The following is a 23086-nucleotide window of genomic DNA, read 5'->3' as shown; positions in this document are numbered from 1 at the left end:
CGCGCCCACGCGGCTGGCGGTGGGGCGTGGTCTCAGTCCGGTCCGCACAGGTGCTGCAGCCGCCACTGGCTGGGGCTTTGCTGGAAATGCTTGCTGAACCAGCGGGTGAACGAGCTGTTTTCCGCGAAACCTGACAGCGCGGCGGCCTCGCTGACCGAGAGATGCGGGTTCTTCAGGGCCCGGACTGCGGCCTGGCTGCGCACCGCATCCAGGGTTTCCTGGAAGCTGGTGTTGCGGCTCTCCAGTTGGCGTTGCAGGGAGCGGGAGGTGCAGCCCAGCGCGCTGGCGACCTGGGCGATGCCGTGGCGCCCGTGGGGCAGCAGGGATTGGAGCGTGCTTTGCACCCGCTGCTCCACGCCGTGGGTGGCGGGGCGCGGCGCATGGACGTCGATCAGCTGGCGCGCGTGGCCTTCCATGTGGCTGTCGTGTTCGGGGTCGAGCAATTGCAGGTCCTGGTTGCTCAGCACGATGCCGTCGAAGTTCGAGGCAAACACGGTTTCGCAGCCCAGCACGCGGCGATGGTGCGCTGAATTGGCGGGCGCGGCGTGCGTGAAGTGCACGCTGACCGGGTTCCAGTCGCGGCCGAGCTGGTGGCGGCACAGGCTCAGCAAGGCCGCGATGCCCAGCTCCATGGGATGGCGGCCCGGCGTGTCGCGCTCGGTACGCAGCTGCAGCTGGATTATGGACAGCCGCTGCTGGGTCACGATTTCCATGGTGATCGTGCTGCTGATCAGGTGCGGGTAGTCCTTGAGCGTTTGCAGCAGCGCGGCCAGGCTCGCCTGGTGCTGCAGCAGCAGGCTGATCGGGCCGAAGTCCGGCAGCCGCCAGCAGGCGCCCATGAGCAGACCCAGCGCGGCATTGCCGGCATGCGCCGAAGACGTTTCCAGCATCTGGGCGAAGGCGGTCTCGGGCACCAGCAGGTCGGGTGAATTGAGGCAGCTGTGGTCCAGTCCGGCCTGCCTGAGCATGCGCAACGGGTCCAGGCCGAACTCCTGCGCGACTTTCGCATATTTGTTCAGGCTGATGCTGCGGATGCGCGGCGTCATGTGGGGGGTGGGCATGGGCTCTTGGGGGGCGAAGGCCGTTTGGATGCGAGAGCGTGACCAGGCAACGGCCGTTGCCGGGCCCACTGTTCTTGATTGCGTCGAGGTATATCAATACCGGCCGCAGCGGTCAATGGTGGAAACACCGGCCGGCGCGAGGGCGCATACAAGCTCAGGGAAGACCCTGGGGGGAGTTTCCCGCTGGCGCGCGAGAGGACAACAGCCTGTCGCAATTGGTCAAGCAGTCGGGCCTCGTGTCGTCCGAGAATTTTCCCCAAGCGGCAGGCAATGGATAGCGCAGTGAAGCGCTTGCCGCAATGAACTTCAAGGAAACAGGCATGGCACAAATCATCACTTTCGCGCAGACCGGCGGCCCCGAGGTCCTGCAACTGCAGACCGTGAGCATCGGCGATCCCGGCCCGGGGCAGGTAAGGCTGCAGCAAAAAGCCGTCGGTCTGAACTATGCGGATACCTATTTCCGCTCCGGCATCTATCCCGTGCCCCTGCCCAGCGGCATGGGTGTCGAAGCCGCTGGCGTGGTCACCGCCGTGGGCGAGGGCGTGGACAACGTGGTGGTCGGCGACCGCGTGACCTATACCGGCTTCACCAACACCCTGGGCGCCTACAGCAGCGAGCGGCTGATTGCCGCCGCACCGCTGATCAAGCTGCCGGACGGCATCGATTTCGAGACCGCCGCCTGCATCACCATGCGTGGCCTGACCGCAGCCTACCTGATGCGCCGCATCTACCCGTTCCAGGGCAACGAGACCATCTTGCTGCATGCCGCCGCCGGTGGTGTCGGCCTCATCCTCACCCAATGGGCCAAGCTGCTGGGCCTGACGGTGATAGGCACGGTTTCCACCGATGCCAAGGCCGAAGTGGCGCGCGCCCACGGCTGCGACCACGTCATCAATTACAGCCACGAGGATGTCGTGGCGCGCGTGCGCGAAATCACCGGGGGCGTAGGCGTGTCCGTGGTGTTCGACAGCGTGGGCAAGGACACGTTCATGACTTCGCTCGACTGCCTCAAGCGCCGCGGCCTGCTGGTCTGCGTGGGCACGGCCTCGGGAACGATTGCGCCGTTCGACCCGGCCATCCTGGCACGCAAGGGTTCGCTGTACGTGACGCGTCCGGCGCTGGCCGACTACATCGCCGACCCGCTGGAAAAGCAGGCCCTGCTGGCGGAGTTGTTCGGGCATGTGGCGGCCGGCCGCATCCGCATCGCCATCCACAAGCGCTACGCGCTGGACCAGGCCCAGCAGGCCCACCGCGATCTCGAATCGCGCAAGACCGTGGGCGCTTCGGTGTTCAGCCTCTGAGGAGCAGACCATGAAAGTCGAACAACTGACCTGCACCATCGGTGCGGAAATTTCGGGCGTGAGCCTGGGCGATGCGTCGCGCGATCGGGGTCTGGCCAATGAACTCAAGGCCTTGCTGCTGGAGCACAAGGTGCTGTTCTTTCGCGACCAGGACATCACGCGCGCCGAGCATGTGGCGTTTGCCCGCCATTTCGGCGAGCTCGAAGACCACCCCGTGGCCGGCAGCGACCCCGACCATCCGGGCCTGGTGCAGATCTACCGCAACGACAGGCGCGAAAACTACGAAAACAGCTTTCACACCGACGGCCAGTGGCGCGAAACGCCGACCATGGGCTGCGTGCTGCGCTGCATAGAGTCCCCGCCGGTGGGGGGCGACACCATCTGGGTCAACATGGGCGAGGCCTACCGCAACCTGCCCGAAGACATCAAGACGAAGATCGCACCGCTCAAGGTCAAGTGCAGCATAGAGCACGGCTTCGGCGCGATCATGTCCGAAGAAAAGCGGCTGGCGCTGGGCAGGCAGCACCCGCCGGTGGAACACCCGGTGGTGCGCACCCACCCGGAAACCGGCGAGAAGATTCTCTATGTCTGCGGCTTCTCCACCCATTTCGCGAACTACCACACGCCGGACAACGTGCGCTACGGTCAGGACAAGACGCCGGGCGCCAGCCTGCTGCTGAACTACCTGCTGAGCCAGGCCACCATCCCCGAATACCACGTGCGCTTTCGCTGGAAGCCCAACAGCGTGGCCATGTGGGACAACCGCTGCACGCAGCATTACGCGGTCCAGGACTACTGGCCCGCCCCCCGCAAGATGGAACGCGCCGCCATTGTGGGCGACAAGCCGTTCTGAGCCGGGCACACCCATAACAGGAGACAAGCATGAAACAACAAAACAGTGCGTGGTGGCGCGGATGTGCCATGGCAGCCGGGTTGGGGCTCGTGGGCTGGGCCTCCCAGGTCCAGGCGCAGCAGCCATGGCCCAGCAAGCCCATACGCCTGGTGGTGGGCGCGCCCGCCGGTGGCAGCGCCGACGCCCTGGCGCGGCTGCTGGCCGAGGGCCTGCAGAATGAACTGGGCAAGCCCGTCATCGTGGAATCCAAGCCGGGCGCCGCCGGGGTGCTGGGCGTCAACGACCTGCTGGCCAACGGCAGGGATGGCCATACCTTTTTGGTCATCCAGGGCGGCATCGTGAGCGAGACGCCGCTGGCCTACAAGGTCAACTACGACCCTTTCAAGGACCTCATGCCCCTGGCGCAGCTGAGCCGCACGGGCCTGGTGCTGGTCGCCAACAAGGATGTGCCGGCAGCCAACCTGCAGGAGCTGCTGGCGTACGCCAAGACGCAAAAGGAGGGGCTGCACTTCGCATCCTACGCCACCGGCATGAAAGGCCACACTTCGGGGATGTTGCTGGGCCAGTTGACCCACATGGAGATGAAGCATGTGGGCTACAAAGGCTCGCCTCCGGGGCTGACCGATCTGATGGGCGGCCATGTGCCGCTGATGTTCGACGGGCTGCCCAGCTCGCTGCCGCTGATCAAGGCCGCAAGGATCAAGGCGATTGCCGTGAACTACCCGACGCGGATCGCCGAATTGCCGCAAGTGCCCACGTTCAAGGAACTGGGTTACCCGCAGTTGGCGCAAGCGGGCTGGTTTGCCGTCTGGTCGCGTCCCGATGCGCCGCAGGACGTGCAAAAGAAGATGCGCGATCTGACCATCAGGCACTTCCAGCAAGCCGCCGTGCAGAACCGCATCAGGGACATGGGCATGGACGCCCCTGGCGCCGCCACGTCGCAAGAGCTCATGGCCGACCTCAAGCAGGCCCACCAGCAGCAGGCGGCGCTGCTCAAGTCGATCAATTACCAGGCGCAATAAAGCGCTTTCTTCGGTTTTTTGAACTGACGGCCATGTCCTGCGGCATGGCTGGTGGTTCGCTGCGCGCAATTTTTACAGGGGACAACCGCGATGAATAAAAGAATACTGGGGAGCGCGCTGGCGCTGGCCTGCCCACTGGCCATGGCCCAATCGGGCGTGAGCGTCTATGGCGTGGTCGACTTGGCGCTTTCGTCCTATCGCGGCGAAGGCGCGGGGTCGCGCAGCATGCTGACGTCGAGCGGCAACCAGGCCAGCCGCCTGGGCTTCAAGGCGCGCGAGTCGCTGGGCGATGGCCTGTGGGCCGGTTTTGAAATGGAGTCGGGCCTCAATGCAGACACCGGCACGGGCCAGGCAAGCAACACCAACAACCAGCCTTCGGGGGCGGTGAATGCCAATGGGGGCATCACGTTCAACCGCAAGGCCTACGTCTATCTGGAAGGCAAGGACTGGGGCCAGCTGCGCCTGGGCCGTGATTACACGCCGGCGTTCTGGAACCTGTTTGCCTTCGACCCCTTCCGTGTGGGCGTGGGCATGAGCGGCCATGTGCTCAATGGCACGACGGCCACGGGCTTTCGCGCCTCGAATTCCGTGGGCTATTTCTCGCCGGGCTGCACGACGTTCCAGTGCAAGGGCCTGTTCTTCCAGGGCATGGTGGCGATGGGCGAGAACTCCACCAGCGATGCGACCAGGCGCGACGGCAACCTCCATGCCTGGCGCCTGGGCTATGGCGGCGCGAACTTCAACGTGGCCGTGGCTTCCGCCACCACCAGGAATGCGGCCGTGGGCGATTTCGTGCAGACCAACATCGGCGGCGCCTACCAGTGGCAGGGCCACCGCCTGATGGCGCTGGTGGGCGAAAACAAGACCGGCATCCCCGTTGCCGCGCTGTCCGGCACGAGCCGGGGCCGCTTCTGGCAGCTGGGCGCCTGGATTTCCACGGGCACGGGCTATATTCCCATCAGCTACATGCAGCTGCACCGCAATGATGCGGCCGACAGCGCGGCGCGCAAGATGGCCATAGGCTATGTGCATCCGCTGTCCAAGCGCACCACGCTGTACGGCGCCTATGCGCATGTCACCAACAAGGGCGCGCTGCGCCTGCCGGTGAGCTCGGGCGCCGCACAGGGCCCTGTGCCGGTGCCGGGCGGCAATGCATCGGGGTTCGATCTGGGCATTCGCCACGCTTTCTGAGCCTGCAGCCCAAGGCGCCGGCCATCATCGATGGTGGGCGCCGATTTTGCGGCGGCCGCATGCGGCCGCGTTTTACTTTCCATACCGGGTTTTCCTATGAACGGCGCAGAGAAGCTTGTCCACACACTGCTCGACCACCAGGTCGATATGTGTTTCACGAACCCCGGCACGTCAGAGATGCACTTTGTCGCCGCGCTCGACAAGATAGCCGGCATGCGCTGCGTGCTGGGCCTGCACGAAACCGTGGTCACGGGCGCGGCCGACGGCTATTACCGCATCGCGGACCGCCCGGCCGCCACCTTGCTCCATCTGGGCCCGGGGCTGGCCAACGGCCTGGCCAATCTGCACAATGCGAAAAAGGCGCGCTCGGGCATAGTCAACATCGTCGGCGACCATGCGGTCGAGCATCTGCAGCTCGATGCGCCGCTGACTTCCGATATCCATGGCATCGCGGCCCCCATGTCCGAATGGGTGCGCACCAGCCCCGGCGTCGATGCCATCGCGGCCGACGGCGCCGAGGCCGTGCGCCAGGCGAATGCGCGCCCGGGGCGCATCGCCACGCTGGTCCTGCCTGCCAATGTGGCCTGGTCCGAAGTGCCCGACGAGCCGGCGCCGGTTGCAGCCGTGGCTCCGGAGCCCGCGTCACACGGCGCGGCTGATTTCGACCGCATTGTCCAGGCGCTGCGCGATGAGCCCCGGTCCACCTTGCTGCTGCTGGGCGACCGCGCGCTGCGCGCAGCCTGCACGGATCTCGCGGGCCGCATCGTCGCGGCCACGGGCTGCGCCGTGCGCGCCGAGTTCTATACCGCGCGGCTGGAGCGCGGCGCGGGGCGCGTGCAGGTGCCGCGCCTGCCGTATGCGGTCGAGCCGGGCCTGGCGGCGCTGGCGGCGTTCAAGCGCATCGTTCTGGTTGGCGCCAAGGCGCCGGTGGCGTTCTTTGCCTACCCGAACAAGCCCGGGCGGCTGTCCGCGCCGGGCTGCGAATTCCTGACGCTGTCTACGCCCGGAGATGTGCCGCAGGACGCCCTGCAAGCCTTGTGCGCAGCGCTGGGCGCGCACAAGGCGCCGGCGGCCCATGGGGGCGCGCAGCAGGCGCAGCCGGCATTGGCGGGCGCGCTGACGCCCGAAGGCATAGGCCGCACGCTGGCCGCCACGCTGCCGGCCCAGGCCATCGTCGTCGAAGAGGCCATGACCACGGGCCGGGGCTTTGATGCGCTCACGGCCCAGGCCGCGCCCCATGACTGGCTGACCAGTTGCGGCGGCGCCATCGGCTTTGCGCTGCCCGCGGCCGTGGGCGCGGCCCTGGCCGCTCCTGGCCGGCGCGTGCTCGCGCTAGAAGGCGACGGCAGCGGCATGTATACGCTGCAAGCGCTGTGGACCATGGCGCGCGAGAGCCTGGACGTCACGGTGGTGATTTTCGTCAACCGCGCCTACGGCATCCTGCGCGGCGAACTCGCGGCCGTGGGCGCGGGCACGCCGAGCGTGCGCGCGCAGGACATGCTGTCGCTGCAGCGCCCGGACCTGGACTGGTCCAGCCTGGCCAAGGGCATGGGCGTGCCGGCGGTGCGCGTGGACGAACTCCAGTCGCTGGGCCAGGCGCTGCGCCGCTCTTACGCCACGCCGGGGCCGACGTTGATCGAAGCGATGCTGTAGCACCCGCGCTGGCGCGAAATGCCAAGTGGGCAGCGTGATCCGGCAACTGCTTGCCGGGGGGGCCGTCCTAAAGTGGTTGTGCTTGAAGCGTTCGACCGGCCAGGCCTGGCGGTCGAAGTCCGCCACCCCCTTGTTGGAGACAAACATGAACTTTCTCGACGGCCACCTGTTCCCCGAAAACCAGCAGCCCCTGATCATCACGGCCGCGCCGTATGCGCCGGGCTGGCTGCCCTCGGACTTCCCCGAAGACATTCCGGTCACCATGGAAGCGCAGATCCAGAAAGCCGTGGACTGCTATAACGCCGGCGCCACGGTGCTGCACCTGCATGTGCGCGAAATGGACGGCAAGGGCTCCAAGCGCCTGTCCAAGTTCAACGAGCTGATCGCCGGGGTGCGCAAGGCCGTGCCCGAGATGATCATCCAGGTTGGCGGCTCCATCAGCTTCGCGCCCGAGAACGAAGGCGAAATGGCCAAGTGGCTCAGCGACGACACGCGCCACATGCTGGCCGACCTGGACCCCGTGCCCGACCAGGTGACGGTCACCGTCAACACCTCGCAGATGAACGTCACCGACCAGGCCGAGGACGCCGACTTCCGTGGCACGTCGCGCGAGAACCCGGCGATCTTCAACGCCTACAAGGAAATGACCGTGCCCGCCCAGCCGGGCTGGGTCGAGGAACATGTGCGCCGCCTGACCAAGGCCGGCATCCAGAGCGCGTTCCAGTGCTACAACATCAACAGCTTTGAATCGGTGGAGCGCCTGATGCGCCGCGGCTTCTACATGGGCCCGCTGGTGATGAACTGGGTGGCGATTGGCGGCGGCATGGACATGCCCAGCCTCTACAGCCTGGCCAACTTCGTGCGCGCCGTGCCCGATGGCGCGGTGCTGACGGTGGAAAGCAATGTGCGCAACGTGCTGCCCGTGAACATGATGGGCATTGCCGCGGGCCTGCATGTGCGCTGCGGCACGGAAGACTGCCTGTGGAACCAGGACCGCAGCGCCAAGGCCAGCACGGTGTCGCAGATCGAGCAACTGGTGCGCATGTCGCTGGATTTCGGCCGCCCCATCGCCACCGCCAAACAGGCGCGCGAGATCAGCAAGATCGGCGTGTTCTACGACACGGTGGAAGAATCGCTGGCCGCCAACGGCTTTGCCCCCAACCGTAGCGGCGCCAACCAGGGCTTTTTGCGCAAGACCGCCTGAGGCTCGCGCCCCATGGCGGATGTCCAGTGGATCGCTGCCGGGCGCGCAGATGCCTTGGCGCCTGGCGCTCGCAAGCTGGTCTTCGTGCCCGGCGGCGTGTCCATCGTCGTCTATCACCACCAGGGTCGATTCTTTGCGCTGGAAAACAGCTGCCCGCACGCGGGCGCGGCGCTGAGCGCCAGCGCCTGCGAAGGCCATCTGATCAGCTGCCCCGCGCACGGCCTGCGCTTCGATGTGCGCAACGGCCAGTGCACGGCCTCGGCGGCGCTGCGCATCCCGACCTATGGCGTCGTCATGGAGGACGGCCAGCTGTGGCTGAGCCCGCCGCCCGCTGCTTGAGCGCGGTGACCGCCTGCACCTTGGCGCAGGCACAAGGCGCCTGGACTGCGGCCTATTCCGGCTGGTAGTTGATGGACTTGAGCAGCGCGGCCTGCCTGGTGGCGCCGTCCTTGAGGTCGGCGGTCATCTCGGCCGAGGTCAGCGGCAGGGGCGGCTCCATGCCCATGGCGCGGATCCGGGCGAGCACCGGCGCCTGCCTGAAATGCGCGACGGCGGCCTCACGCAGTTTTTGCTGTATGGCCTGGGGCGCATCCGGGTGGGACCAGACGGCGAACCAGCCGGCCTTGGCCATCTGCGGGTAGCCCAGCTCGGTGAACGTGGGTACCTCGGGCAGCTCGGACAGGCGCGTGGGATAGACCACGGCGATCGGCGTGATCTTGCCGGACTTGATCAGCGGCAAGGAGGTGGCCAGGCCGTCGAACATCAGCGGCACATGGCCGCCCATCAGATCGACCAGCGCGGGCGGCGAGCCCTTGTAGCCGACGTGGCGCATGTTCACCTGGGCCAGCTGGCCCAGCTGCATGCCCGAAGTGTGGCCCTTGAGGCCGGCCGAGTAGGACGCGAAGTCCAGTCCGTCCTTTTGCGCCTTGCCGTAGGTGATCAGCTCCTGCAGGTTGGTGATGGGTACCTTCTTGTTCGCCACCAGGACCAGGCCGGTGCGCGTCAGCTGCGCCAGGGGCTTCAAGTCCTTGAAAGGCTCGTAGCTGACCTTGTAGGCCAGCGGCGATTCGGTGACCGTGCCTTCCTGGATCACCAAAAACGTATAGCCATCCCGGCCTTTGGATTTCAGCTCCTGGATGGCAATGGCGCCCGATGCCCCGGGTTTGGACTCGACGATCACGGGCTGGCCCAGGCTGTGCTGCAGGCCGTCGGCCAGCAGACGCGCCAGGGCGTCGGCCGTGCCGCCCGCGGGGCCGGCAACGAGCAGGCGAATCGGCTTGCCGGGCCATGGCGCTTGCGCCAGCACGCTCTGCCAGCCGCCGAGGGCGCCAAGACCTATGGCCAGGGCAATGGCGATCGAATGCCTTTTTTGGGGGGGTCGTGGGGTCATGGTGTTGTCTCCTGGGGGTACAGGCCCGCGCATGGGTTTTCAGGGCATGCGGGCCGGGGTTTCAAGCGGGGTTGGGGGTCATCGCCAGCAACTGCTGAAGCAGCGCCTGCGCCTGCGGCCAGTGGCCGTGGCCTGACGCCGGGTTCACATGGCCGACGGGCCCGAGTTCGACCACGCGGCTGCCCCAGTCGCTGGCGAAGCCGCGGGTACGCGCCAGCCGGGCCAGCGGGTCGTTGCTGCTGGCCGCGACCAGGCTGGTGAAAGGAAGGGGGGCGCGCGGCACGGGCAGCCAGCCATGGCGCTCCAGCAGGTCCACGGTGGGATAGCCTTCGGGCATGGGCGTCTCCAGGTCGGCGGGCGCGACCAGCAAGGCCGCCTGGACGCGGCGCAGGTCGTCAGGCGCGGCCGGCTGAGGCGCGGCCGGCTGAGGGGCCCGCTGAGACGCGGCCTGTTGCGCCCAGTGCGCCACCATCATGCAGCCGGCGCTGTGCGCGACCATGACCACGGGGCCCTCGATGCCGGCCAGCGCCTGGGTGATGGCATCAACGCGGGCCGCGCAACTGAGCTTGTCCCGCTCCAGCGGCGCAACGATGCTTGCCTTTGGCAGCTCGGCGGCGAGCAGTGTCTGCCAGTGCGTTGCTACATGGTCGCGCAGGCCGGGAACGATCAGGAAAGTGGGGGCGTGGGACATGGCGGTCTCAGAAAGTGCGGTCGCCGATGATGGCCGTGCGTTCCATCTTGCGATGGCAGGGCGGGTAGTCCATGACGGCGTAATGCTGGGTCGAACGGTTGTCCCAGAAGGCGACGCTGTCGGGCTTCCAGCGAAAGCGCACCTGGTATTCGGGAATGCTGGCCTGGCTCACGAGGTAGCTCAGCAGTTGCGCCGAGCCGGGTGCCTTGTCCAGGCCGAAGCGCACATTGGCCGGGGTGTTGTAGTTGGTGAAATGCGTGGTGAAGCTGCCGTTGACGAACAGGATCTTCTCGCCGGTTTCGGGGTGGATGCGCACCACCGGATGCTCGGCATCGGGGTAGCGGGCCTTGAGCGCCAGCCGCTTTTCCACCGGCATGGCGGCGCCGAAGCTGGCTTCTATGCTGTGGCGCGCGCGCAGGGGGGCGATCTTCGCCTTGATGTCCTCGGGTAGCTGGGCGTAGGCTTGGGCCATGTCGACCCACATGGTGTCGCCGCCGACCGGCGGGCATTCGAGGCAGCGCAGCACGCAGCCCATGGGCGGCTGGTCGCGCCAGGTGGCGTCGGTATGCCAGGAGTTCTCGTGGCGGTCCTGCGGGCTGTCGGGTGTCTTGAAGATCTGCACCAGGCCCCGGTGCTCGGGGTGGCTGCCGACCACGGGATGGTCCTCCAATTCACCAAAACGGCGGGCAAACGCCACATGCTGGGCACGCGTGATGTCCTGATCGCGAAAGAAAAGCACGCGGTGCTCGAGCAGCAGGGTGCGGATTTCGGCGAGCAGCCCATCGTCTTCGGCGGCCGCGCCAATATGGACATCACCGAGTTCGGCGCCAATCGTGCAGGTCAGTGGATTGACCTTGATGGATCGGGTCAGCGAGGCGGCACGCACCAGTGCGGGGGCAGCTCCAAGGGCGTTCATAATGTTCGTCTCCCACGTAGAATGAATCAATGACTTCAGTGTGTGAATCTTTTGCCCATTGCGCTTTTCATTACGTGACGGCTGTTTGGCATTTCACGCCAAAGACTTGATCCCGATGACGTCTCTTGTTCGTGCCGCCTGCCTGACCAACTACCGTGAAGTCGCCCAGGCTTCGGGGTTGGACCCGGTCCGCATGTTGCTGGACGCCAATTTGAGTCCCAGCGTGCTCGATGAGCCGGATCTGATGATTCCGGTGGAGCGCGTGGGGCGTCTGCTGCAGGCATCGGCCACGGTGTCCGGCAACGAGAGCTTTGGCCTGTGCATGGCGCGCTCGCGCCTGCTGTCCAATCTGGGCGCGGTGGGCCTGCTGATGCGTGACCAGCAAAGCCTGCGCGATTCGCTGAAACTGCTGATGCGCTATCAGGCGTTCCTGAACGGCGCGCTCACGCTGTCCATCGAGGAAAACGGCAACACGGTGGTGATCCGCGAATTGCTGATGGCGGGCAGCACCCACCAGCCCACGCGCCAAAGAGTGGAACTGGCCCTGGGCGTGATGGTGCGCCTGATTCGCCAACTGATAGGCCGCGACTGGCAGCCCCGGCGCGTGTGCTTCGAGCACTCGGCGCCGCGTGACCTGAGCGTGCATACCCAGCTGCTGGGCCGGCATGTGGAGTTCGATTTCGAATTCAATTGCATTGTCTGCACCAGGAGCGATCTCGATGCGCGCAACGAGTTCGCCGATCCGGCCATGGTCCGCTATGCCCAGCAACTGCTCGATGCCTTGCTCAAGCCCAGCGATGAAACCATGCTCGACGAAGTGCGCCGCACGATGTTCCTGCTGCTGCCCAGCGGGCGCTGCAGCATCGAAAAAGTCAGCGAGCATCTGGGCGTGGTGCCGCGCACGCTGCAGCGGCGATTGACGGACAAAGGCCAGAGCTTCTCGTCGCTGATGAACGATATTCGCAAGGAGCAGGCGAGCCGCTATGTGGTGGAAGGCAGCCGGTCGCTGAGGGAGGTCGCGCAGCTGCTGGGCTTTACCGCGCCCAGCAGTTTCTCGCGCTGGTACCAGCTGCAGTTCGGCTGGAGTGCCAAGGAAAGCCGTACCAGGGCGCTGGCGGCGCAGCGCGCAAAAGACGCTGCGCCGTGATGCGTTCCCAGGTTCACCGGGGCGTGGTCGGCAGATTGAGCCTGAGCAGGATCTTGCGGTTTTGCTCCACGGTGTCGGCCATTTTCTGCTGCAGCGCTTCAAACGTGCTTTCCTGGGGCGCGTCATAGCCTTGGGCCGCCATCATGGCGCGGAACCTGGGCGCGCGCATGACGTTCTCGATCTCGCGCCGGACCTGCTCTATCCTGGCCGCAGGCATGCTGCTGAGCACGAAGACCCCGACGCTGGCATCGGGCATGACGAAATCGCTCATCCCCTGCTCCGCGAAGCTGGGCACGTCAGGCAGATGCTGCGAGCGTGTGGCCGAGACCACCGCCAGGCCCTTGAGCTTGCCGGCCTTGATCAGCGGGGCCACGTTGCTCACCACTTCAAACGTCAGCTGCACCTGGTTGCCGATCAAGTCCACCATGGCGGGCGCCGATCCTTTGTAGGGAACGATCAGGATGTTGCGGCCGCTTTTGTCGCTGAGCAATTCACCCAGCAGATTGGAGCGCGTGCCCGAGCTCAGATTGGCGACGCTGACCGCGTTCCTGTTGCGCTGCGCATGGGCAAGGATCTCCTGCGGCGTGTCGGGCGGGTAGCTGGTGTTGGCGACCAGCACATGGACCATGCTGGCCACGTCGGCCACATAGGTGAACGTCTTGTGCGGATCGAAAGGCGTCTTGACCGAGAACGGGAAATCGGTCCAGACACTGGACGGCCCGACCATCAAGGTGTGGCCATCGGCGGCGGCGCTCATCAGGGCGCGCTCGGCGATGACGGCCGAGCCGCCGGGCTTGTTGTCCACGATGACCGGCTGGCCCAGGTTGACGCGCAACTGCTCGCCGATGAGGCGGGCGACGCCGTCGCTGATCCCGCCTGGAGGTGCGGGCACGATGATGCGTATGGGCTTGGTCGGCCATTCCTGGGCCGAAGCAAAAGACACGGCCACGACCGAGGAAAGCACAGCTATCGCGAGAGTGGGCAGGTGCAAGAGTGGATTTTTCATGATGATTCACCGGGAAGTGCAGGGCGGTTTCAGAGGACGAAGATCGAAGAATCCTTGGTCTTTCGGCCTTGCGGAGCGCGGCGCGTCCGTGGGGCGTCTTCCAGATCCGCCGCCACATGGTGCAGGCGCGCCTCGCCTGCTCCCGGTTCACCCACCTCAAGGTCTTTGAAGCGCAATACTTCGGTCCCGCCAATTGCGTCAGATTTCACGATTCTTGCCATGTTGTCTCCTGGGGTTGTGCAATCAGATGCCGTGCACGGCATCAACGACGGCTTCATGATCGCGGGGCCCGGCCCGCCCCACTTGGCGTTTGGTGTCGCCGACTTCGCATTTCGTGACGCACGCCCCCCGCGAAAACCCGATGCAAAGCTGCGCCGCCGTGCCCCTTCACCCAGAACCCGCGCGGCATGTCATAGTGGGTGGGACGCACGGCGCATGCGCGCGCCTGGCGGATGGAAAAGCACGTCGCCACACGGGGCTGTCATGCCGCGTCCTGGCCTTTTGCAAGCAACGGGAAAGTGACACCATGGGCAAAAAAGACCACAGGAAATCCGAGAAATCGAAGAATTCCGAAGCGCAATGCGCGGCTGCGGCGCCCGAGGACGATTCGATTTCAGTCCAGGACTATGAAGCGCAACTGCACCTGCTGCAGATCGAGCTGGTCAAGCTGCAACGCCACTTCATCGAATGTGGCGACAAGATCCTGGTCGTGATCGAGGGGCGTGATGCTGCCGGGAAAGATGGCAGCATCAAGCGCATCGTCGAGCACCTGAGCCCGCGCGAGACGCGCGTGGTGGCGCTGGGCGCACCTTCGGATCGTGACCGCAGCGCCTGGTTCTTCCAGCGCTACGTGGCGCACCTGCCCACGGCCCAGGAATTCGTGCTCTTCAACCGCAGCTGGTACAACCGCGCGGGCGTGGAAAAGGTCATGGGGTTCTGCACCAAGGCCCAGCACGCGCAGTTCATGCAGTCGGTGGGGCCCTTCGAGGAGATGCTGGTCAACTCGGGCATCAAGCTGCTCAAGTACTACCTCGATATCAGCAAGAGCGAGCAAAAGCGCCGGCTCGAGGACCGCCGCCGCGACCCGCTCAAGCAGTGGAAGATCGGGGCGATCGATGCCGTGGCCATCAAGCACTGGAAAGCGTACTCGTCGGCGCGCGATGAAATGCTGCTGCACACGCATACCGCCTCCGTGCCGTGGCACATCGTGCGCGCCGACAACAAGCGCCTGGCGCGCCTGAACCTGATCCGCGATATCCTGTTGCGGCTCGACTACGCCGGCAAGAACCATGGGCTGCTCAAGCCGGACCGGGACATCGTGTTCGAATTCTCCGCGGACTGTTTCGCCGACCAGCGCCTGGCGCGCTGAACCAGAGCGGCGCCATGCCCGGGCCCCTGCAAGGGGGGCGCCATGACAGCTGCCGGCTAGCTGAAGCGCAGCGTCGCCACCCCGGCGACCACCAGCGCAGTGCCTGCTGCGCGCGCCCAGCCGAAGCGTTCGCCCAGGAACCAGGTGCCTATCAGTGCCGCAAAGATCACCGAGGTTTCGCGCAAGGCAGCCACCAGGGCCACCGGTACGTGCAGCATGGCCCACAGCGCAATGGCGTAACTGCCCAGTGATGCGGCCGTGCCGGCAAGGGCCAGCGGAGCGCGCGCCCGCATATAGCGCAAGGCCTCGCCGCGCCGCGGCCCCGCACGCCACAGTACCAGTGCCATATAGGGCAGGCCGTCGAACAGGAAGAGGGCTGCGGCGTACGAAAAAGCATCGCCTGCGGCGCGCACGCCCATGCCGTCGATCACGGTGTAGCTGGCGATGATGCAGGCGTTGGCCAGCGCAAAGCCCAGTGCCTTGCGGCGGTTGCCGGCGTTCGCTGCATCGTGACCGGCGCGCGCAAGTCCCACGATCAGCACGCCCGCCGACAGCACGACCACCCCCAGCCAGGCCTGTGGCGACAAATGCTCGCCGAGCAGCAGCGCGCTCACCACGGCCACCAGCAAGGGGGCCGATCCGCGCATGATGGGGTAGGTCAGTCCCAGATCGCCGTAGCGATAGGCGCCCGCCAGTGCCACATAGTAGGCGACATGGATCAGGGACGAGGCCGCAATGAAGGGCCAGGCCGAGGCCGGCGGCAAGCCAAACCAGAGTACGGCGGGAAGCGCGAAGAACACGCCCAGGCTGTGGATCAGCGCGGTATCCAGCGACTTGTCGCCGCCGGACTTGATGAGCGCGTTCCAGCTGGCGTGCAGCAGCGCCGCGAACAGTATGGCCAGAACCAGGAAGACGCCCAGGCTCATGGCTGGGGGCGCATATGACCGAGGCGGCAGCGCGCAGCGATGGCCAGATAGTGGTCCAGGCCCGGCGTGGGCAAGGCTTTGATCTTGGCCTGGTCGTCCCACAGGCGCAGCCGCACCGCTTCTTCGGCATGCGGCCGGGCGATGAAGGCCTGGGCCTGGGCCGGCGAGAACACGCCGCCCTGCAGCGCCAGGCTGCGCTGGGAGTCGGCCGACAGCGCGGCCTGGTAGTGGGCGCGCGTCGCGCACAGATAGCGCTTGGCGTCTACATGCCAGCGTATGGCGTCCAGCACTCTTTCGCCAAACAGCCCGCGCAGAAAAGGCAGGACGCTGAACTGGTGCAGGTCGTCTATGCCGCGCGCGGTCGGGGTGTCGACCTGGTCGTGCAGCAGGTGGCCCAGGTCATGCAGCAGCGCTGCCGTGATGAGCTGCTCGTGCGCGCCCGACTGCTCGGCGAACCAGGCGGTCTGCAGCGCATGTTCGGTCTGGGTGACCGGCTCACCGCTGTATTGCGTGCTGTCGTGGCGTGCGAACAGCAGGGCGATGTCGTCGAATGCCAGTGCCATGTTCAGGCCTGGGCCGCAGAGCGCAGCGCGCGCTTGCGCGCGGGCGCGGCAGCGGGCTGCGGCGCGGGCGCTGCCAGCTCGGCGCTGTAGTTGTGCAGCGTGCGTTCGCGGCTGTTCATCACATGGTCGAACATGGCGCGGCCCGCGGCCTCGGCGTCGCGCGCGGCGATGGCCTTGACGATCTGCCGGTGCTCGCGCGCATAGACCACCATGGTTTCCACGGTGAGGTTCTTGCGCCGGATCAGCGACAGCTCCTTGATCAGGCGGCGGTAGTTGGCGGTGAACTTGGCGTTGCCCGCGAGCTGCAGCAGGCTGTCGTGAAACTCCAGGTTGCTGCGGTGAAAGGCCTGGGCATCGCCGGCCTTGGCGGCCGCGTCCATGGCGTCGACCAGCTGGCGCAATGCCCTGGTCTGTGCGGCGGTGCAGGTTTCGGCGAGCTTGCGGCCGATATACATCTCCATCACGGCGCGCAGCTCGAAGATTTCCAGCGCTTCGTCGAGCGCGATGGCGCGCACGAAAACGCCGCGGTTCTTCTCGGTGCGCACCAGGCCGGCCTCGTCGAGCATGCGAAAGGCCTCGCGCACCGGGCCGCGCGATACGCCCAGTTGCGTGGCGATGGTCGACTCGGTCAGCTTGGCGCCAGGCTGCAGCTCGCCGGCCAGGATCATGCGTTCGACTTCGTTGTGCACCAAACCGGCGAGCGAGTTGCCCTGCAGTTGTGCAATGGCGTCGTTGATGGGGCTTGAAACGGTCATGGGCAGTTCTCAAAAATCGGTGTTTTGTAGATTGTCTACGATCTACGAAAAACAATCTACAAATCTTGGCCTGCATTTTGCTTGAAGAAAATGTCACAGTCATGACATATGCAACCGCCAAAGTTCGACCCGTTCAACACTTGGAGCAGCTCAATGAAATACGCAGCCCGGCATATCCTTGCCGCCACTCTCGGATTCGTGCTCGCAGCGCCGGCTTACGCGCAAAAGCAGCAACTGGTTGTCTATACCGCGCTGGAAACGGACCAGCTCAAGGCCTATCAGGAGGCCTTCGTGGCTTCTCATCCGGACATCGAGATCAAGTGGGTGCGCGACTCCACCGGCGTGATCACCGCCAAGCTGCTGGCCGAGAAGGCCAACCCCCAGGCCGACGTCGTCATGGGCGTGGCCGCCACCAGCCTGGCGTTGTTCGACCGCAACGGCATGCTCGAACCCTATGCGCCGCTGAACATCGACGCCATCATGCCGGCCTACCGCGACAAGAAGAATCCGCCCGCCTGGTTCGGCATGAATGTCTTCGGCGCCACGGTGTGCTTCAACACCGTCGAGGCCAGGAAGCGCAACATCGCGATTCCGACCACCTGGAAAGACCTCACCAAGCCCGAGTTCAAGGGCCAGGTGGTCATGCCCAACCCGGCGTCGTCCGGCACGGGCTATCTCGATGTGGTTTCCTGGCTGCAGATGTGGGGCGATGACGGCGGCAAGGGCGGCGGCTGGAAGTACATGGATGCGCTGCACCAGAACATCGCGCAATACACCCACTCCGGCTCCAAGCCCTGCAACATGGCGGCGGCCGGTGAATACGTGGCCGGCATCTCCTTCGAATACCGCGGCCACACCAACAAGGCCAAGGGCGCGCCCATCGAGCTGGTGTTTCCGAAGGAAGGTCTGGGATGGGACCTCGAAGGCTTCGCCATCTACAAGGGCACGAAGAAGCTCGAGGCCGCGAAGAAACTCGCCAACTGGGCTTCGTCCAAGGACGCGATGCGTCTTTACGGCAAGAACTTCGCGATCACCGCCCAGCCCGGCATCGCGCCCAAGCTGGCCGGCATTCCGGACGACTACGAGTCGCGCCTGATCAAGCTCGATTTCGACAAGGCCGCGGCCAGCCGCGATGCGACCCTGGCCGAGTGGTCCAGGCGCTACGACAGCAAGACCGAGGCCAGGAAGTAAGCACCATGGACGACTCCTACCTCGCGCTGCGCGGCATCCACAAAAGCTTTGGCGCGTTCACTGCGCTGGAAAGCATCGATCTGAACATCCGCAAGGGGGAGTTTGTCTGCTTTCTCGGGCCCTCGGGCTGCGGCAAGACCACGCTGCTGCGCATCATCGCGGGGCTGGAGGCGCAGACTTCGGGTGCCATCGTGCAGGGCGGGTTCGACATTTCCACGGCGCCGCCCGCCGAGCGCGACTACGGCATCATGTTCCAGTCGTATGCGCTGTTTCCCAACCTGACGGTGGCGCAGAACGTGGGCTACGGCCTGGTCAACGGCCGGCAGTCGCGCGCGTCCATAGCGGCGCGCGTGGACGAACTGCTGCATCTGGTGGGCCTGGGCGGCAGCGGCGTGAAATACCCGGCGCAGATGTCCGGCGGCCAGCAGCAGCGCATTGCGCTGGCGCGCGCGCTGGCCACTTCGCCCGGCCTGCTGCTGCTCGACGAGCCGCTGTCGGCGCTGGACGCCACCGTGCGCGGTCACCTGCGCAACGAGCTGCGTTCGCTGCAGCGCCGCCTGGGCGTGACCACCATCATGGTGACCCACGACCAGGAGGAGGCGCTGTCGGTGGCCGACCGCATCGTGGTGATGAACCACGGCGTGATCGAACAGGTGGGCACGCCGCTGCAGGTGTACCGCGAGCCGGCTTCGCCCTTTGTCGCGGACTTCGTCGGCAAGGTCAACCGCCTGCAGGCCGTGGCCGAAGGCGATCACTGGTTTCGCTGCGGCGACAAACGTCTGCGCTGCGCGCCGCAATCGGGCGCGGATTTCCGGCCCGGCAGCGCCGTTTCGCTGTACCTGCGGCCCGAGGACCGGGTGGTGGGCGCGGTCGACGTCGACGACCCGCTGCATTGCGCCGGCACGGTGCGCCATATCGAGTTCCTCGGCGGAAACTGCCTGGCCGAAGTGGATGTCGAAGGCCTGGCCGGCCAGCCGCTGCAATTGCAGTATTCGCTCAACCAGATGGACGAATTCGGCGTGCGCGAAGGCGCGCGCGTGCGTTTCGCGCTGCGCGCCGACCGGCTGCGCGTGTTCCCCGCGGGAGCCAGCGCATGAACGCCATGGCTGCTGTCGTACGACGGACCCCTTTGCGCCAGCGGGTGCACTGGAACGAGCGCGTGGGCCACCTGGGCCTGTGGGCCGTGGTGCTGCTGCTGGGCATAGGCCTGGTGGCGCCGCTGCTGCTCATCCTGTCAAAGGCGCTGGAGGTGCAAGACGGCGGCACCAGCTCGGGATGGGGCGCCTTCGCCGCCTACCTGAGCTCGCCGGCGCTGCTGAGCAGCCTGTGGCAAAGCATCTGGGTGTCGCTGCTGGTGACGGCCATTGTCCTGCCGCTGGCCTTCACTTTCGCCTATGCGCTCACGCGCAGCTGCATGCCGGCCAAGCCCTTGCTGCGCACGGTGATGCTGCTGCCGCTGCTGGCGCCTTCGCTGCTGTCGGCGATTTCGCTGATCTACTGGTTTGGCAACCAGGGCGTGGCCAAGGACTTCTGGCTGGCACTGGGTTTTACCGGCATCTACGGCGCGCCTGGCATCGTGCTGGCCGAGTGCTTTGCGGTCTTTCCGCATGTGCTGATGATTCTCGTGACGGCGCTGTCGCTCGCGGATGCGCGCCTGTACGAAGCCGCCGATGCCCTGGGCACCAGCACCGTGCGCAAGTTCTTCACCATCACATTGCCGGGCGCCAAGTACGGCTTGATCTCCGCAGGCCTGGTGTGCTTCACGCTGGTCATCACCGACTTCGGCATTCCCAAGGTGGTGGGCGGCAATTTCAACGTGCTGGCCACCGATGTCTTCAAGCTGGTCATAGGCCAGCACGATTTCCAGCGCGGCGCGGTGGTGGCGCTGCTGCTGCTCCTGCCCGCGGTGCTGACCTTCGGCATCGACTGGTGGGTGCAGCGCAAGCAGACCGCGACCCTCACGGCCCGCGCCGTGGCGCTGGTGCCAAAGCCGTCGCGCGGCTTTGACGCGGCCATGACACTCTACTGCCTGCTCATCGTCGCCCTGGTTCTGGCCATGTTCGGCATGGCGGTGTTCGCCTCGTTTGCGACGCTGTGGCCCTATAACCTCGCGCCCAGCCTGAATCATTACCTGTCCGGGCTTGTCGATGCCGAGCTGGGCGAGGCGCTGGTCAACAGCCTCAAACTCGCGGCCAGCACCGCGGTGGTCGGCACGCTGGTGGTGTTTGTCGGCGCCTATCTGCTGGAGAAGACGCGCGGCCTGGACATGCTGCGGCCCGTGGTGCGGCTGATGGCCATGCTGCCCATGGCCGTGCCCGGCCTGGTGCTGGGCCTGGGCTATATCTTCTTCTTCAACGCGCCGGGCAACCCCCTGGGCGGGCTGTACCAGACGCTGCCGCTGATGGTGCTGTGCACCGTGGTGCATTTCTACACCACCGGGCACCTGACCATAGTGACGGCCTTGAAGGCGCTCGATGCCGAGTTCGAGGCGGTGTCGGCCTCGCTCAAGGTGCCGCTCTACAAGACTTTCTGGCGGGTCACGCTGCCGATCTGCCTGCCGGTGCTGCTGGACGTGTCGCGCTACTTCTTCATCAGCGCGATGACCACCATCTCGGCCGTGGTCTTTCTGTACTCGCCCGACACCAAGCTGGCTTCGGTGGCCATTCTCAACCTGGACGAAGCTGGCGAGACCGGCCAGGCCGCGGCCATGGCGGTGCTGATCGCCGCGACCTCGGCCGTGGTCACGCTGCTGTACCTGGCCGCGGGCAAGCTGGTCGACCGGCACACCCAGGTGTGGCGGGCACCGGCGCGATGAGCCGGCCCGCGTATTCCTTTTTCCTTGCGATCTGAACCCATGAATTCACCCAATACATTCGACTTGATCGTGGTCGGCGCCGGCATTGTCGGCCTGGCCCATGCCTATACCGCGGCGAAACGCGGGCTCAAGGTCTGCGTGGTGGAGCGCGATGCGGCCTGCGTCGGCGCCTCCATCCGCAACTTCGGCTTCATCACCGTCACCGGCCAGGGTGCGGGCGACACCTGGCGGCGCGCGCGCCGCGCGCGCGAAGTCTGGGGCGAAGTCGCGCCGCAGGCCGGCATTGAAGCGTTGCACCACGGCCTGTACCTCACGGCCTTTCGCCCCCGGGCGCTCGAGGTGCTCGAAGAGTTCATGGGCACCGAGATGGGCGAGGCCTGTGAACTGCTCGATGTGCAGGAGGCGGCACGCCGCGCGCCGGTGCTGCAGCTCGATGGCGTCCAGGGCGTGCTCTACAGCCCGCACGAGATGCGCGTGGAGTCGCGCACCGCCATCGGCCTGCTGGCGCAATGGCTGGCCCAGGCGCATGGCGTGGCGTTCCGCTTTGGCGAAGCGGTGCTCGAAGTCGCCACGCCGCGCGTGCGCACTGCGCGCGGCCTGCTGCACGCCGAGCGCGTAGTCGTCTGCACCAACACCGACATCAACGGTCTGTTTGCCGAGCGCCTTGCGCCGCACCAACTGCGGCTGTGCCAGCTGCACATGCTGCGCGTCATGCCCGAGCCGGGCTTCAAGCTGCCGGGCTCGGTGATGGCCGACCTCAGTCTGGTGCGCTACCACGGCTACAGCAAGCTGCCCGCGGCCGCTGCGCTGCTGGAACAGTTGAAGCAGGAAGAGGCCGAATCGCTGGACAACGGCATCCATCTGATCGTGGTGCAAAGCGCCGACGGCTCGCTGGTGGTGGGCGATTCGCACCATTACAGCGCAGCGCCCGAACCGTTTGCCGACCAGCGCGTGGACGATCTCATCCTGCGCCACCTGCACCAAACCCTCCAGCTCAGGACGGCACAGGTCACCGAGCGCTGGGTGGGCATCTATCCATCGTCGGCCAGCACCGACTGCCTGATCGACCAACCCGATGACGCCACGCGGCTGGTGCTGGTCACCAGTGGCACGGGAGCCAGCACCGCCTTCGGCATTGCCGAGGACACCTTTGGCGACTGGTAAGCCATCCCTTTCAACGGAACCAAAAAATGAGCAGCACGCAAGCTTCCTCCACCGAACTGTCGGCCGTCGTCTTCGACTGGGCGGGCACCATTCTCGACTTCGGCTCCTGCGCGCCCATGGGCGCCTTCGTACGGCTGTTCGAGAAGTTCGGCATCACGATCAGCATCGAGCAGGCACGCGGCCCCATGGGCGTCGCCAAGTGGGACCACATCAAGGCGCTGAGCCTGCTGCCCGAGGTGGCCGCGCAGTGGGAGCGCCAGCAGGGCCGGCCGTTCACCGATGCGGACATCGATCATCTCTATGAAGTGTTCACGCCCATGAACGCGGCGGTGGTGGCCGATTTCGCGGACTTCATTCCGGGGGCGCTGGAAACCGTAGCTGCCCTGCGCGCGCGCGGCCTGAAGATAGGCTCGACCACGGGCTACAACCGGCCCATCATGGACATCGTGTCGCCCATTGCCGCGGCTGCGGGTTACCTGCCCGACAACCTGGTGTGCGCGGGCGACCTGAGCGCGGGACGCCCCGCGCCGCTGATGATGTACCGCTGCTTTGCCGAGCTGGGCGTGTGGTGGCCGGCCACGGTGGTGAAGGTCGACGACACCGATGTAGGCATTCTCGAAGGCCTCAACGCCGGGAGCTGGACCGTGGGCGTGGCCGTCAGTGGCAATGCCATGGGCCTGCAACTGCACGAATGGAATGCGCTTCCCGTGGCGGAGCAGCAGCTGCGCCGTGAAGCCGCGGCCAGCAAGCTGCGCGCGGCGGGTGCGCACTATGTGATTGATTCGGTTGCGGATCTGCTGCCGGTGCTCGACGACATCAGCGAAAAACTGGCCCGGGGCATCAAGCCCTGAGCCCTGGGGACTGCCGG

23 protein-coding genes are annotated in these 23086 nt (G+C 66.1%); 14 read left to right on the top strand and 9 right to left on the bottom strand.

From position 1 onward, the window contains the following. Positions 1 to 32: 32 nt before the first annotated feature. The gene (locus GVL12_RS13115; protein ID WP_200843730.1) at positions 33 to 1061 is read right to left on the bottom strand and encodes an AraC family transcriptional regulator; all 1029 of its coding nucleotides are present in this window, start codon (positions 1059 to 1061) and stop codon (positions 33 to 35) included. A 320-nt stretch (positions 1062 to 1381) separates the two neighbouring features. Here GVL12_RS13115 and GVL12_RS13110 point away from each other — a divergent pair, with 320 nt between their 5' ends. The 7 genes from GVL12_RS13110 (at position 1382) to GVL12_RS13080 (ending at position 8624) form a co-directional block, all read left to right on the top strand. Then, a complete protein-coding gene (locus GVL12_RS13110) occupies positions 1382 to 2362 on the top strand; it encodes a quinone oxidoreductase (RefSeq protein ID WP_159914645.1) in 981 nt (326 codons plus the stop codon). Between the two features lie 10 nt (positions 2363 to 2372). After that, positions 2373 to 3215: a TauD/TfdA family dioxygenase gene (locus GVL12_RS13105; protein WP_159914643.1), complete on the top strand. Its 843-nt coding sequence runs from the start codon at positions 2373 to 2375 to the stop codon at positions 3213 to 3215. Between the two features lie 29 nt (positions 3216 to 3244). Next, positions 3245 to 4237 (top strand): tripartite tricarboxylate transporter substrate binding protein, encoded by a 993-nt coding sequence (locus GVL12_RS13100; RefSeq protein WP_159914641.1) that lies wholly within the window; start codon positions 3245 to 3247, stop codon positions 4235 to 4237. A gap of 90 nt (positions 4238 to 4327) precedes the next feature. Next, entirely contained in the window at positions 4328 to 5428 is a 1101-nt protein-coding gene (locus tag GVL12_RS13095) for a porin (RefSeq protein WP_159914639.1), read from the top strand. 96 nt (positions 5429 to 5524) lie between these two features. After that, positions 5525 to 7081 (top strand): acetolactate synthase large subunit, encoded by a 1557-nt coding sequence (locus GVL12_RS13090; RefSeq protein WP_159914637.1) that lies wholly within the window; start codon positions 5525 to 5527, stop codon positions 7079 to 7081. Between the two features lie 145 nt (positions 7082 to 7226). Next, positions 7227 to 8285 carry a 3-keto-5-aminohexanoate cleavage protein gene (locus GVL12_RS13085; protein WP_159914635.1) on the top strand — a complete coding sequence of 353 codons (1059 nt, stop codon included), beginning with the start codon at positions 7227 to 7229 and terminating at the stop codon, positions 8283 to 8285. A gap of 12 nt (positions 8286 to 8297) precedes the next feature. Further along, the gene (locus tag GVL12_RS13080; RefSeq protein ID WP_159914633.1) at positions 8298 to 8624 is read left to right on the top strand and encodes a Rieske 2Fe-2S domain-containing protein; all 327 of its coding nucleotides are present in this window, start codon (positions 8298 to 8300) and stop codon (positions 8622 to 8624) included. A gap of 52 nt (positions 8625 to 8676) precedes the next feature. On the opposite strand, the gene GVL12_RS13075 is transcribed toward GVL12_RS13080, so the two are convergent. From GVL12_RS13075 to GVL12_RS13065, 3 genes are all read right to left on the bottom strand, one after another. Then, entirely contained in the window at positions 8677 to 9675 is a 999-nt protein-coding gene (locus GVL12_RS13075) for a tripartite tricarboxylate transporter substrate binding protein (protein WP_200843729.1), read from the bottom strand. 61 nt (positions 9676 to 9736) lie between these two features. Beyond that, positions 9737 to 10366 (bottom strand): alpha/beta hydrolase, encoded by a 630-nt coding sequence (locus GVL12_RS13070; protein WP_159914629.1) that lies wholly within the window; start codon positions 10364 to 10366, stop codon positions 9737 to 9739. Positions 10367 to 10373: 7 nt separating this feature from the next. Then, positions 10374 to 11282, bottom strand: a complete 909-nt coding sequence (locus GVL12_RS13065; RefSeq protein ID WP_235033862.1) for a TauD/TfdA family dioxygenase — start codon at positions 11280 to 11282, stop codon at positions 10374 to 10376. A gap of 115 nt (positions 11283 to 11397) precedes the next feature. Between GVL12_RS13065 and GVL12_RS13060 the strand changes: the two genes are divergently transcribed. After that, entirely contained in the window at positions 11398 to 12429 is a 1032-nt protein-coding gene (locus GVL12_RS13060) for an AraC family transcriptional regulator (protein WP_159914627.1), read from the top strand. A gap of 13 nt (positions 12430 to 12442) precedes the next feature. Here the strand turns inward: GVL12_RS13060 and GVL12_RS13055 are convergent, their stop codons facing one another. Then, entirely contained in the window at positions 12443 to 13435 is a 993-nt protein-coding gene (locus GVL12_RS13055) for a tripartite tricarboxylate transporter substrate binding protein (RefSeq protein WP_159914625.1), read from the bottom strand. Positions 13436 to 13464: 29 nt separating this feature from the next. Continuing rightward, positions 13465 to 13656 carry a hypothetical protein gene (locus GVL12_RS13050; RefSeq protein WP_159914623.1) on the bottom strand — a complete coding sequence of 64 codons (192 nt, stop codon included), beginning with the start codon at positions 13654 to 13656 and terminating at the stop codon, positions 13465 to 13467. A gap of 305 nt (positions 13657 to 13961) precedes the next feature. Between GVL12_RS13050 and ppk2 the strand changes: the two genes are divergently transcribed. Next, positions 13962 to 14804, top strand: coding sequence for a polyphosphate kinase 2 (ppk2, locus tag GVL12_RS13045; protein WP_159914621.1), 843 nt, complete (start codon positions 13962 to 13964; stop codon positions 14802 to 14804). Positions 14805 to 14860: 56 nt separating this feature from the next. Here ppk2 and GVL12_RS13040 read toward each other — a convergent pair whose 3' ends face one another. The 3 genes from GVL12_RS13040 to GVL12_RS13030 are packed head-to-tail and all read right to left on the bottom strand — an operon-like array spanning position 14861 to position 17048. After that, positions 14861 to 15730: an EamA family transporter gene (locus GVL12_RS13040; RefSeq protein WP_159914619.1), complete on the bottom strand. Its 870-nt coding sequence runs from the start codon at positions 15728 to 15730 to the stop codon at positions 14861 to 14863. Continuing rightward, positions 15727 to 16293: a phosphonate degradation HD-domain oxygenase gene (locus GVL12_RS13035; RefSeq protein ID WP_159914617.1), complete on the bottom strand. Its 567-nt coding sequence runs from the start codon at positions 16291 to 16293 to the stop codon at positions 15727 to 15729. Before GVL12_RS13035 ends, GVL12_RS13040 begins: the two co-directional genes overlap by 4 nt. Positions 16294 to 16295: 2 nt before the next feature. Further along, positions 16296 to 17048, bottom strand: a complete 753-nt coding sequence (locus tag GVL12_RS13030; RefSeq protein ID WP_159914615.1) for a phosphonate utilization associated transcriptional regulator — start codon at positions 17046 to 17048, stop codon at positions 16296 to 16298. 153 nt (positions 17049 to 17201) lie between these two features. Here GVL12_RS13030 and GVL12_RS13025 point away from each other — a divergent pair, with 153 nt between their 5' ends. From GVL12_RS13025 to phnX, 5 genes are read left to right on the top strand one after another with little or no spacing between them, the layout of a single operon-like run. After that, complete coding sequence (locus GVL12_RS13025) at positions 17202 to 18239, top strand: putative 2-aminoethylphosphonate ABC transporter substrate-binding protein (protein ID WP_159914613.1); 1038 nt, start codon at positions 17202 to 17204, stop codon at positions 18237 to 18239. Between the two features lie 5 nt (positions 18240 to 18244). Continuing rightward, entirely contained in the window at positions 18245 to 19336 is a 1092-nt protein-coding gene (locus tag GVL12_RS13020; RefSeq protein ID WP_159914611.1) for a putative 2-aminoethylphosphonate ABC transporter ATP-binding protein, read from the top strand. Positions 19337 to 19341: 5 nt separating this feature from the next. Then, positions 19342 to 21054 carry a putative 2-aminoethylphosphonate ABC transporter permease subunit gene (locus GVL12_RS13015; protein ID WP_200843728.1) on the top strand — a complete coding sequence of 571 codons (1713 nt, stop codon included), beginning with the start codon at positions 19342 to 19344 and terminating at the stop codon, positions 21052 to 21054. A 39-nt stretch (positions 21055 to 21093) separates the two neighbouring features. Continuing rightward, entirely contained in the window at positions 21094 to 22218 is a 1125-nt protein-coding gene (locus GVL12_RS13010) for a TIGR03364 family FAD-dependent oxidoreductase (protein ID WP_159914607.1), read from the top strand. 26 nt (positions 22219 to 22244) lie between these two features. After that, the gene (gene phnX / locus GVL12_RS13005; RefSeq protein WP_159914605.1) at positions 22245 to 23069 is read left to right on the top strand and encodes a phosphonoacetaldehyde hydrolase; all 825 of its coding nucleotides are present in this window, start codon (positions 22245 to 22247) and stop codon (positions 23067 to 23069) included. The last annotated feature ends 17 nt before the right edge of the window (positions 23070 to 23086 follow it).

This window comes from Pantoea sp. 18069 (assembly GCF_902706035.1).
Classification (GTDB): Bacteria; Pseudomonadota; Gammaproteobacteria; order Burkholderiales; family Burkholderiaceae_C; genus Comamonas.
Note: the sequence above shows the minus strand (reverse complement) of the source record. Positions and strands in the feature narration are given on the sequence as shown.